This window comes from Acidovorax sp. HMWF029, assembly GCF_003060895.1.
GTDB lineage: Bacteria > Pseudomonadota > Gammaproteobacteria > Burkholderiales > Burkholderiaceae_C > Acidovorax.
On the sequence record NZ_QAIH01000220.1, the window covers coordinates 1 to 10,840 of the forward strand.

The 10,840-nt window shown below is 62.3% G+C and carries 10 protein-coding genes; all 10 read left to right on the plus strand.

All coding sequences use genetic code 11. The annotated features are described in order from the left end of the window. Window positions 1-178: 178 nt before the first annotated feature. A complete protein-coding gene (locus DBR12_RS15500; RefSeq protein WP_108618084.1) occupies window positions 179-937 on the plus strand; it encodes a 16S rRNA pseudouridine(516) synthase in 759 nt (252 codons plus the stop codon). A 191-nt stretch (window positions 938-1,128) separates the two neighbouring features. Then, on the plus strand, window positions 1,129-2,112 hold the full coding sequence (locus DBR12_RS15505; protein WP_108618085.1) for a YncE family protein: 984 nt from the start codon (window positions 1,129-1,131) through the stop codon (window positions 2,110-2,112). A gap of 16 nt (window positions 2,113-2,128) precedes the next feature. Next, complete coding sequence (locus DBR12_RS15510) at window positions 2,129-2,938, plus strand: polysaccharide deacetylase family protein (RefSeq protein ID WP_108618086.1); 810 nt, start codon at window positions 2,129-2,131, stop codon at window positions 2,936-2,938. Between the two features lie 87 nt (window positions 2,939-3,025). After that, a complete protein-coding gene (locus DBR12_RS15515; protein ID WP_108618087.1) occupies window positions 3,026-4,039 on the plus strand; it encodes a sterol desaturase family protein in 1,014 nt (337 codons plus the stop codon). Between the two features lie 25 nt (window positions 4,040-4,064). Beyond that, window positions 4,065-5,018 carry an EI24 domain-containing protein gene (locus tag DBR12_RS15520; protein WP_199226704.1) on the plus strand — a complete coding sequence of 318 codons (954 nt, stop codon included), beginning with the start codon at window positions 4,065-4,067 and terminating at the stop codon, window positions 5,016-5,018. After that, window positions 5,015-5,836, plus strand: coding sequence for a molybdopterin-binding protein (locus DBR12_RS15525; protein WP_108618089.1), 822 nt, complete (start codon window positions 5,015-5,017; stop codon window positions 5,834-5,836). Before DBR12_RS15520 ends, DBR12_RS15525 begins: the two co-directional genes overlap by 4 nt. Before the next feature lie 172 nt (window positions 5,837-6,008). Further along, window positions 6,009-7,424, plus strand: coding sequence for a type I glutamate--ammonia ligase (gene glnA / locus DBR12_RS15530; RefSeq protein ID WP_108618096.1), 1,416 nt, complete (start codon window positions 6,009-6,011; stop codon window positions 7,422-7,424). Window positions 7,425-7,637: 213 nt separating this feature from the next. Further along, window positions 7,638-8,150 carry a hypothetical protein gene (locus DBR12_RS15535; RefSeq protein WP_108618090.1) on the plus strand — a complete coding sequence of 171 codons (513 nt, stop codon included), beginning with the start codon at window positions 7,638-7,640 and terminating at the stop codon, window positions 8,148-8,150. Between the two features lie 84 nt (window positions 8,151-8,234). Continuing rightward, on the plus strand, window positions 8,235-9,257 hold the full coding sequence (gene glnL, locus DBR12_RS15540) for a nitrogen regulation protein NR(II) (RefSeq protein ID WP_108618091.1): 1,023 nt from the start codon (window positions 8,235-8,237) through the stop codon (window positions 9,255-9,257). Window positions 9,258-9,308: 51 nt separating this feature from the next. Beyond that, window positions 9,309-10,840, plus strand: a 1,532-nt coding sequence (gene ntrC, locus DBR12_RS15545; RefSeq protein WP_233244564.1) for a nitrogen regulation protein NR(I), incomplete at its 3' end; no start/stop codon positions are given.

Here is a 10,840-nt window from a genome sequence, read left to right on the forward strand (position 1 = left end):
GATGATAGTGCGGGTTCCCGTGTGAAAGTAGGTCATCGTCAGGCTCTTACAGCCCAAACCGCCCTTCTGCTCAATTGAGTAGAAGGGCGTTTTGCTTTTTAGGGTGCGCAATAACATCGGACTAACTTGGCTCCCTGCAATGTCCAGTTACGCCCAGCTGATTCACTCTGCTTTTGTCATGCAACTACAAGAGATTTTGTATTCCCAAGGGTTCGGAACACGCCGTGTCTGCGCTGGACTGGTGCAACAAGGTTGGGTGGCTGTGCGTGAGCCGACTGCGAATTCGGACGAGTACGAATACCGCCCTTGTACCGATGCGACCGCCGACTGCGACCCTGACGGGCTGGTTTTGCGGGTGCAGGGTTTTGACTGGCCCTACCATGCCAAGGCCTATGTGTTGTTGCACAAGCCTGCCGGGACAGAGTGTTCCCAGAAGCCTTCCACTTATCCCAGCATCTACACCCTTTTGCCCGCACCATTGCGGCAGAGGCCCACAAAAAGTGCTGTACAAGGAATTCAGGCGGTAGGGCGTCTGGACCAGGACACCACCGGCATGCTGCTGCTGAGCGATGACGGACAGTTCATTCACCGCATGAGTTCGCCCAAAAAACATGTGCCCAAGGTCTACCAAGTTACGACGAAGCACCCGGTGGATGCCTCTCAGGTGAGTCATTTGCTGGGAGGGGTGGTGCTGGATGACGATCCCAAGCCCGTTCGTGCAGCAGGGTGTGAGGTGGTTGGAAGCCATCGTCTGGACCTGACCTTGACAGAAGGAAAGTATCACCAGGTCAAACGCATGCTTGCTGCCGTGGGTAACCGCGTTGAAGGACTGCACCGCTCCAGGATCGGTGGGATGGATTTGCCTGTTGACTTGCCGGCCGGTGCCTGGAGATGGCTTGGCGAAGACGAGATGCGACTATTGACCCAGGGGGCATGAGAGCGCTTGCTTCGCTGCTGCGGTATCGGCGCGTCCCCGCTGGAATGCAGGGTGGTGGACAAATGGGGCCGAAGGCATGTTGGCGCTGACCTTGATCAAAGTGCACGTTCCATGCGCGATGTTGCTCCCCCAATTTGTCGGGTGTCGGCGGGCAGGGCGCTACACTCACAGGCTGTGTTGAAAGTGGCTCTGTGAAGATTTTTTCGATTGCACGTACATGTGTTGCCCTTTGTGGGTTGTGGCTGTCCATGGGGGGGGCGAGCGCTTCAGTGCCACCCTTGTTTGTTCTCAATTCCCTGGAGGCCAATGTCAGCGTCATTGACCCTGCGACCTGGACGGAGACGACTCGGATCCCTACGGGCAAAGAGCCGCACCACCTTTACCTGACACCTGATGAAAAATCGGTGATCGTGGCCAATGCCCTCGGCGACACGCTGACGTTCATCGATCCCCGCACTGCCCAGGTACAGCGTACGGTGCGCGGCATTGTGGACCCTTACCACCTGCGCTTCAGTCCAGACATGAAGTGGTTCATTACCGCTGCCAATCGGTTGAACCATGTGGATTTTTATCGCTGGGATGGCAATGACCTGACGCTTGTGAAGCGTGTCGCCACTTCGCGTACGCCCAGCCACCTGTGGATCGACAGCCGCAGTACCACGGTGTACGCCACTATGCAGGATAGCGATGAACTCGTGGCCATGGACCTCGCCACGCAGACCATCAAATGGCGCATCAAGACCGGCGCCATGCCGGCTGACGTTTATGGCAGTTCCGACGACAAGCGTTTGTTTGTCGGCTTGACCGGGAGCGACAGCGTCGAAGTGTTTGATGTCTCCGGGCGTGAGCCGGCGAGCATTCGAAAGATCAAGACTGGCAATGGTGCCCATGCATTTCGTGCTGCTGGGGATGGCCGCCACCTCTACGTAAGCAACCGCGTAGCCAATTCCATCAGCAAGATCGACATGGCGACTTACCAGGTGGTGGAATCGTACCCTGTGCCGGGTGGGCCTGACTGTATGGACGTGTCTGCCGATGGGCGCTTCATTTACGTGAGTTCGCGTTGGGCCCGTAAGTTGTCAGTGGTTGACACGGAAACCAAAAAGGTCGTGCGGCAGGTGACGGTAGGCAAGTCGCCCCACGGGGTCTGGACCTTGCATCACGCTCCGCGTTGAGGACTTGGTGCGGTCTATGGGTGCCAAACGGGGACGCACACCAAAGCCGGGATGGCAGTTCGCTATTTTATTTGTAGCTGCAAATGCTTGTCTGTCAGGCGCAAATGCCAAAAATGACTGCAAAAAACCCCTGTACCTGACGTTCGACACGGGTCACATGGAGGTTGCACCCCTGGTGGCTGATGTGTTGAGCCGCCAGCAGGTGCGGGTGACTTTTTTCGCCGCCAACGAACGGACGAAGGAAGGCGATGGCAGCCTGGGGGAGCACTGGGCTCCTTGGTGGCGCTCACGCGCAGCAGAGGGACACGAATTCGCCTCGCACACTTGGGATCACACCTACTGGCGTGCGGATGTGGGCACTGCGCAAGCCCCGGCGTTTCGTGTGCGCCCTTCCGCTGGCCCTCGGGAAGGGCAGAGTTTTCAGATGTCTGCCGCCGAATACTGCGCGGAGATTGGCCGTGCTGCCGATCGCCTGAAGGTGGTGACGGGCAAGACGCCGCTACGTTTGTTCCGCGCGCCCGGAGGAAAAACATCCCCCCAGCTGATCGCCACCGCGCAGGCCTGTGGTTACGCGCATGTGGGCTGGTCGCCCGCAGGGTTTCTGGGGGATGAACTGCCCAGCGAGAGCGCCAGCAATGCGGCCCTTCTGCGCAAGGCCCTGCGTGATGTGCGCAGCGGCGACATTCTTTTGGCGCACCTGGGTATCTGGTCGCGCAAGGACCCCTGGGCGCCGGCCGTGCTAGAGCCCTTGATCGTGGGCCTCAAGCAGCAGGGTTTCTGCTTTCGGACTTTGCGGGAACACCCCCAGTACGGGGTGGCCCGCTGATGGACTACAGGGCTGTGGGTTGTGCGGATACCAATGCAGGATTCCGCCGTGAGGCCTATTGCAGCCCAGGCAACGGAGCATGATGTGATGGGATCTTTGGGCAGTTGGTTCGATGGTGTGCAGCAGTGGTTGTTTGAAAGTGTGCTGCAGCCGCTGATGTTCTCGCTGGGCCTGAGCAGTGTGCTGGAGACGGGTTATGAGGCCGCAGGCTGGCTCTTGGTGGGGTTGCTGCAGCTGGCGGTGATTGTGGCCGTGATCGGCCCCATGCAACGCCTGTGGCCGGTAGAACCGGTGACCAACCGCGCCACCATCCGCACTGACATCCTTTACACGCTGATCCACCGGCTGGGCGTGTTCCGTCTGGCCTTGTTCTTCACGGTGGACCCGCTGGCCGACGCCCTGTTTGGTGCCTTGCGCGTGGCGGGGGTCAGCACCTTCCAACTGGATGGTATCTGGCCGGGGATCACGGACATCCCCTGGGTGAGCCTGCTGCTGTACCTGGTGGTGTTCGATTTTGTGGACTACTGGATTCACCGGGGGCAGCACCACTTTGAATGGTGGTGGCGCCTGCATTCCCTGCACCACGCCCAGCAGCAGATGACCATGTGGAGCGACAACCGCAACCACTTGCTCGACGACCTGCTGCGGGACACGATTCTGGTAGTCGTTGCGCAAGCGATTGGCGTGGCCCCGGGGCAGTTCATCGCCATCGTGGCCATTACCCAGCTCAGCGAGAGTTTTCAGCATGCCAATGTGCGTCTTTGGTTTGGCCGCTGGGGAGAGCGCCTGTGGGTCAGCCCGCGCTTCCACCGCCTGCACCACAGCATTGGCATTGGCCACGAAACTGTGAAGCCTGCGGTGGTTGCAGCCCGGGGCATGAAGTCCGAAGGGCCCCGGGTGGTGCTGGGTGGGCACAATTTCGGGGTGCTGCTGCCCTGGTGGGACATGCTGCTGCGCACCGCCAATTTCGAATGGCGCTTTGACCCCACCGGTGTGCGCGACCAGGTCGAGCCCGATGCACGGGGGCGGCTGCGCGACTACGGCCAGGGATTCTGGTCCCAGCAGTGGCGGGGCGTGCTGAGGCTTTTGGGCAAAGCCTGAGACCCCCGGCAAGTGCTCACACGGTATGCTTGCTGACATGGGACTTCTGCTTGACTCTTTCTGGCGCGCTGCGGCCTATTGCCTGCGGCCGCGTGTTGTGGCCTTGTCGGTCTTGCCGTTGCTGCTGATGGTGGCTTTGGCTCTGGGCCTGGGCTATTTCTACTGGGATGCGGCGGTCCAGGGCATGCGCGCGATGCTGGACGCCTCCACGCTGCTGGCCAGCGTCTGGAGCTGGCTGCAGGGTTGGGGCCTGGGGGATGTGACGGCCGTGGTGGCGCCTTTGATGGTGGTGCTGGCGGTGGCGCCTGTGCTGGTGGTGGTGTCGCTGCTGGCGGTGGCGTTGCTCATGACGCCCGCCCTGGTGGCCTTGGTGGCTGAGCGGCGTTTTCCCGATCTGGAGCGAAAAAAAGGTGGCTCCTTCATCGCCAGTGTGGTTTGGTCGGTGGGCTCCACCCTGTTGGCGCTGGTGGCCCTGGTGGTTTCCGTTCCGCTGTGGCTGGTGCCGCCGCTTGTGCTGGTGTTGCCGCCCTTGATCTGGGGCTGGCTCACCTACCGGGTCATGGTGTTTGATGCTTTGGCCGACCATGCCAGCAAGGAGGAACGCCAGGAGATATTCCGCCGCCACCGCAGCAGCCTGCTGGGCATCGGCATCATCACGGGCTACCTGGGGGCGGCGCCCAGCATCGTCTGGGCCTCCGGGGTCGTTTTTGCGGCGGCCTTTTTCATCCTGGTTCCGCTGGCCATCTGGATCTACACCCTGGTGTTCGCGTTCTCGTCGCTCTGGTTTACCCACTACGGTCTGGCGGCACTGCAGCGCCTGCGGGCCGAGTCTGCGGGGCTGGCGCCGGTGGTTGCCACCTCCGATGTGCTGGATGCCGCCGGGCCTCCTGCTGTGGCGACACCCGCGTTGCCCGCAACATCCTCTGCGCCATCCTTGCCCTTGGCGCCATCACCGTCCAACGAAAAACCAGCACCATGACCCCCAACTTCGGCCTCATCATCGTGGGCGATGAAATCCTGTCGGGTAAACGTGCCGACAAACACATGCCCAAGGTCATCGAGCTTCTGGCGGCACGGGGCCTGTCGCTGGCCTATGCAGACTATGTGGGCGACAGCCCCGACCGCATCACGGCGACCCTGCAGCGCGCCTTTGCATCGGGGGACGTGGTGTTTTCGTGCGGCGGCATTGGCGCCACGCCCGACGACCACACGCGCCAGTGCGCAGCAAGCGCCCTGGGGCGCGAACTGGTGCTGCACCCCGAGGCCGAGGCGCTCATTCGTGAGCGTATGCAGGACGTTGCGCGGGAGCAGGGGGTGCCTTATGAGGCTGAGCGGCCCGACAACATCCACCGGCTCAACATGGGGGTGTTTCCTGCAGGGGCCCGCATCATTCCCAATCCCTACAACAAGATCCCCGGCTTCAGTTGCGACGGGGCGGGCGCTGGTGCCGTGCATTTTGTGCCGGGCTTTCCGGTCATGGCCTGGCCCATGATCGAAGGGGTGCTGGATCAGCACTATGCGGCGTTCTTCAACCGCACCCCCCAGACCGAGCAGTCGGTGGTGGTCTTTGGCGCCATGGAGGCGGCGTTGACGCCTCTCATGGAGCGTATCGAAAAAATGCACCCGTTGGTGCGGGTGTTCAGTCTGCCCAGCGTGGATCATCCACAATACGGGCGGCATATCGAGCTGGGCGTCAAAGGGCCTGCGCCGTCGGTTCCTGCCGCATGGCAGGAGCTGAAAAAAGGATTGCACGAGTTTGGTGCAAATTGTGGCCCTGAATTGGTGCGCAACCTGTGATGTTCAGTCTCGACCCTTGAATTGCACTGTTTTGGTGCTTTTTGGCATGTGCCGTGCCAACCCGTAGTCTGCGGCGCTCCTTCATAGTGCGGTAGTGCACTCGGCTGGCACGCAAACTGCTTTTATTTCGGCAAAATCTTTTTTCAACAAGCGCTTTACCCAGGAGAACCTGATGGCCAAGACCGTTGCAGACGTGATGAAGATGGTGAAGGAAAACGAGGTCAAGTTCATTGACTTCCGTTTCACCGATACCCGTGGCAAACAACAGCACACCACGGTGCCCGTCTCTCACTTCGACGAAGACAAGTTCATTTCGGGCCACGCCTTTGACGGTTCGTCGATTGCCGGCTGGAAGGGCATTGAAGCCTCCGACATGCAGCTGATCCCCGATCCCAGCACGGCCAACATCGATCCTTTCTTCGAAGAAACGACGCTGATCCTGACCTGCGACGTGATCGAGCCCACCGACGGCAAGGCCTACGACCGCGATCCCCGCTCCATCGCCAAGCGCGCTGAAGCCTATCTGAAGGCCTCCGGTCTGGGCGATACCGCCTACTTCGGTCCCGAGCCAGAATTTTTCATCTTCGACGGCGTGCGCTGGAGCACCGAGCCCAACAACACGTTCTACGAAATCGAAGAGTACGAAGCCCCCTGGAACACGGGCGCCAAGCTCGAAGGCGGCAACCGTGGTCACCGTCCCACCGTCAAGGGCGGCTACTTCCCCGTGCCTCCTGTTGACAGCACGCAAGACATGCGCGCCGAGATGTCCCTGATTCTCGAATCCCTGGGCATTCCGGTCGAAGTGTTCCACCACGAAGTGGCGGGCGCTGGCCAAAACGAAATCGGCACCAAGTTCAGCACGCTGGTTGAGCGCGCCGACTGGACCATCCTGCAAAAGTACGTGATCCACAACGTGGCCAACGCCTATGGCAAGACCGCCACGTTCATGCCCAAGCCCTACCACGGCGACAACGGCTCTGGCATGCACGTGCACCAGTCCGTCTGGAAGGACGGCAAGAACCTGTTCGCCGGCGACGGCTATGCCGGTCTGTCGGACTTCGCGCTGTACTACATCGGCGGCATCATCAAGCACGCCCGTGCCCTGAATGCCATCACCAACCCCGGCACCAACAGCTACAAGCGCCTGGTGCCCCACTTCGAAGCCCCGGTGAAGCTGGCCTACTCGGCCAAGAACCGTTCGGCCTCGATCCGCATTCCTTATGTGGCCAACCCCAAGGGCCGTCGCGTGGAAGCCCGCTTCCCCGATCCACTGATGAACCCCTACCTGGGCTTTGCGGCCCTGCTGATGGCCGGTCTGGACGGCGTGGAAAACAAGATCCATCCCGGCGAAGCTGCCACGAAGGACCTGTACCACCTGCCTCCAGAAGAAGACAAGCTGGTGCCCACCGTGTGCCACAGCCTGGACCAGGCCCTGGAGCACCTGGACAAGGACCGCGCGTTCCTGACCAAGGGTGGCGTGTTCACCGACAGCATGATCGACGCCTACATCGATCTGAAGATGAACGAAGTGACCCGCTTCCGCATGGCTGTGCACCCTGTCGAGTACGACATGTACTACTCGCTGTAATTGTCTGCCTGCAGACCATTGCTTGGAAAAAGGCGGCGCAAGCCGCCTTTTTTCATGGGGCTGAAAACATTTCCATGGCCTGCGGTGGAACCAAGGTAGTGGGTGTTGCATCCTTGGATAAACCCCTGCCCAGGTCTGCCCTTGCTTGATTGGCGATGTGTGGCGATTGGTGGATACTCCCTTCTTTCCTGCATGTCCGTGCGAGGAACCTGAATGAAAAAAACGATCTTCACCCTGCTCCTCATTGCCTCCGCGCCTTTTGCTGCTTGGGCACAAGACCGCATCTACCGCTGCGGCAACGAATACACCAACAATGCCACCCAGGCCAAAGAGCGCGGCTGCAGGCTGGTGGAAGGGGGCAATGTCACCGTGGTGCAGGGCACTCGGCCAGCATCGGGTGCCGCGCCTGCTCCCTCGTCTTCGTCGGGCGGTGGTGCGGCTACGTCGCCTTCCTCTGCCCCCAAGGTCAGTAACAACGACCAGAAGGCCCGTGACTCCGATGCGCGCGCCATCCTGGAGTCTGAGCTGCGCAAGGCCGAAACGCGCCATGCCGACCTTGTCAAGGAATACAACAACGGCGCCCCCGAACGCAATGCGCTCGACCTGCGCAACCCCCAGCGCTATGTAGAGCGCACGGCCGAACTCAAGGCCAGCGTGGCCCGTAGCGAAAGTGACATCGCCGGCATTAAACGCGAGATCGCCCGCCTGCCAGCGCCCGCGAACTAACCAACAACCACCCTGCGTGTGAGTGTCCCTTCATCCCCTGAACTGCCCGGCTCCGACACCGGGCGTTTTCATTCGCTGGACCTGATGTCCACCCTGGTGGCTGTGCTGCGCGCCGATGGCGCCGTGCAGTTTGCCAACGCTGCCTTGGAGAACACGCTGGGCCTGTCGCGCCGCACCCTGGAGGGTGCGGACTTCTCCACCTTCTTCACCGACCCCGCCTTGATGCAGACCGCCCTGGCAGGCGCCAGGGGCAAGGACTTTGCCGCGCTGCGCTACGAGGCCAGCCTCAAGCGCTTGCACCAGGAGCCGGTGCCCGTGCATGTCAATGTGGCCGATGCCGAGCAGGTGGGCGAGATCCTGGTGGAGCTGTGGCCGCTGGAGCAGCAGGCCCGCCAGGACCGTGAAGAGCGCCTGCGCGACCAGGCCCAGGCCAACAAGGAACTCATCCGCAACCTGGCCCACGAGATCAAAAACCCGCTGGGCGGCATCCGGGGGGCGGCGCAGCTGCTGGAGATGGAGCTGGACAGCCGCGAGCTGACCGAATACACCCAGGTCATCATCCACGAGGCCGACCGCCTGCAGAGCCTGGTGGACCGGCTGCTCGCGCCCCACCGCCACCCGCATCTGGTGGGCGATGTGAACATCCACGAGGTGTGCGAGCGCGTGCGTTCGCTGGTGCTGGTCGAGTATCCGCAGGGCCTCAAGGTCCAGCGCGACTACGACACCTCCATCCCTGAGTTCCGGGGTGACCGCGCCCAGCTCATCCAGGCGCTGCTGAACATCGTGCAAAACGGCGCTCAGGCGCTGACCGATCGCATTGCGGCGGGCGACGCTGTGATCACACTGCGCACCCGCGTGGCTCGCCAGGTCACGTTCGGCCGCCAGCGTTACCGGCTGGCACTGGAATTGCATGTCATCGACAACGGACCGGGCGTACCCGACGCCATCAAGGAACGGATTTTTTATCCACTGGTGTCGGGGCGGGACGGCGGATCAGGACTGGGGTTGACGTTGGCGCAAACCTTCGTACAGCGCCACCACGGGTTGATCGAATGCGACAGCGTACCGGGTCGCACCGACTTCCGCATCTTGATTCCCTTGCCTTGACAGCGCACGACGGTCCCTGACACGCAACCACAGGGAAGGTTAGAAAAACATATGAAGCCGATCTGGATAGTAGATGACGACCCCTCGATCCGCTTCGTCCTGGAGAAGGCGCTGGCCCGCGAGAACCTGCCCACGCGCAGCTTCACGCACCCCCGCGAAGTGCTGGACGCACTGGCCGATGTCACTGCAGGCGACCCTGCCCGCCAGGGCCCCCAGGTCCTGGTGAGCGACATCCGCATGCCCGGAGGCTCGGGCCTGCAACTGCTGGAGAAGGTGCGCGAGCTGCAGCCTGGCCTGCCCGTCATCATCATGACGGCGTACTCCGACCTCGACAGCGCTGTGTCGGCTTTTCAGCGCGGCGCGTTTGAATACCTGCCCAAGCCTTTCGACCTGCCCAAAGCGGTGGAGCTGATCCGCCGCGCGGTGGAAGAAAGCCAGCGCGAAGAAGTCACCGAAGAACGCCAGACCGCCACCCCCGAAATGCTGGGCCAGGCGCCCGCCATGCAGGACGTGTTCCGCGCCATCGGGCGACTGAGCCAGAGCCAGGTCACGGTGCTCATTACTGGCGAATCGGGCTCGGGCAAGGAGCTGGTGGCGCGCGCGCTGCACAAGCACTCGCCCGTGGCGGATGGCCCCTTTGTGGCCATCAACACGGCCGCCATCCCCAAAGATCTGCTGGAGAGCGAACTCTTCGGCCACGAGCGCGGTGCCTTCACCGGCGCGCAGACGCAGCGGCGAGGCCGCTTCGAGCAGGCTGAGGGCGGCACGCTGTTCCTCGATGAAATCGGTGACATGCCGTTTGATTTGCAGACGCGCCTGCTGCGCGTGTTGTCCGACGGCCAGTTCTACCGTGTGGGTGGCCACGCCGCCGTCAAAGCGCATGTGCGCGTGATTGCCGCCACCCACCAGAACCTGGAGCAGCGCGTCAAGGAAGGTGGCTTCCGCGAGGACTTGTTCCACCGCCTCAACGTGATCCGCCTGCGCCTGCCTGCGCTGCGCGAGCGGCATGAAGACGTGCCCATGCTCACCCGCCACTTCCTGCAGCAAAGCGCTCGTCAGTTGGGCGTGGAGCCCAAGCGCATCGCCGACTCGGCGCTGGCGCGGCTGGAGCAGTTTGCCTTCCCCGGCAACGTGCGCCAGCTGGAGAACATCTGCCACTGGCTCACCGTGATGGCGCCCGCGCAGGTGATCTCGCTGCAAGACCTGCCCCCTGAAGTGCTGGAGGCCCCGGTTTACCAGCCTCCCGTGCGCCCCACGCCGGGTGCTGACGCTACGGCCACCGTCACCTCTTTGCCTGTGGCATCGCCGGCTGCTGTGGCCCCCGCGGCGCAGGCGTCCGCCCCCCCCCCACCATCGTCCGACATGGTGGGTGGGCTGCATTCAGCGGTGCCCGTGCCTGCGTCCATTCCTGCCGCCGCGCCGTCGTGGTCGTCGGCCGATGCGGCGGCGGTAGTTGCCCCTGCTGCGGCAGCCCACAGCTGGGAGCAGGCGCTGGAAACCGAGGCGCAAAAACTGCTGGCGGGCGGCCAGCCCGAGGTGTGGGATACGCTCACGCGGCGCTTTGAGTCACGCCTGATCCGCAC

What these genes read in the sequence shown, in the direction of transcription:
- DBR12_RS15520 (WP_199226704.1), top strand. Translation starts at nt 4,065, where the DNA reads ATGCTTGCTGACATGGGACTTCTGCTTGACTCTTTCTGGCGCGCTGCG.
- DBR12_RS15510 (WP_108618086.1), top strand. Translation starts at nt 2,129, where the DNA reads ATGGGTGCCAAACGGGGACGCACACCAAAGCCGGGATGGCAGTTCGCT.
- DBR12_RS15525 (WP_108618089.1), top strand. Translation starts at nt 5,015, where the DNA reads ATGACCCCCAACTTCGGCCTCATCATCGTGGGCGATGAAATCCTGTCG.
- glnA (WP_108618096.1), top strand. Translation starts at nt 6,009, where the DNA reads ATGGCCAAGACCGTTGCAGACGTGATGAAGATGGTGAAGGAAAACGAG.
- DBR12_RS15535 (WP_108618090.1), top strand. Translation starts at nt 7,638, where the DNA reads ATGAAAAAAACGATCTTCACCCTGCTCCTCATTGCCTCCGCGCCTTTT.
- glnL (WP_108618091.1), top strand. Translation starts at nt 8,235, where the DNA reads ATGTCCACCCTGGTGGCTGTGCTGCGCGCCGATGGCGCCGTGCAGTTT.
- DBR12_RS15515 (WP_108618087.1), top strand. Translation starts at nt 3,026, where the DNA reads ATGGGATCTTTGGGCAGTTGGTTCGATGGTGTGCAGCAGTGGTTGTTT.
- DBR12_RS15500 (WP_108618084.1), top strand. Translation starts at nt 179, where the DNA reads ATGCAACTACAAGAGATTTTGTATTCCCAAGGGTTCGGAACACGCCGT.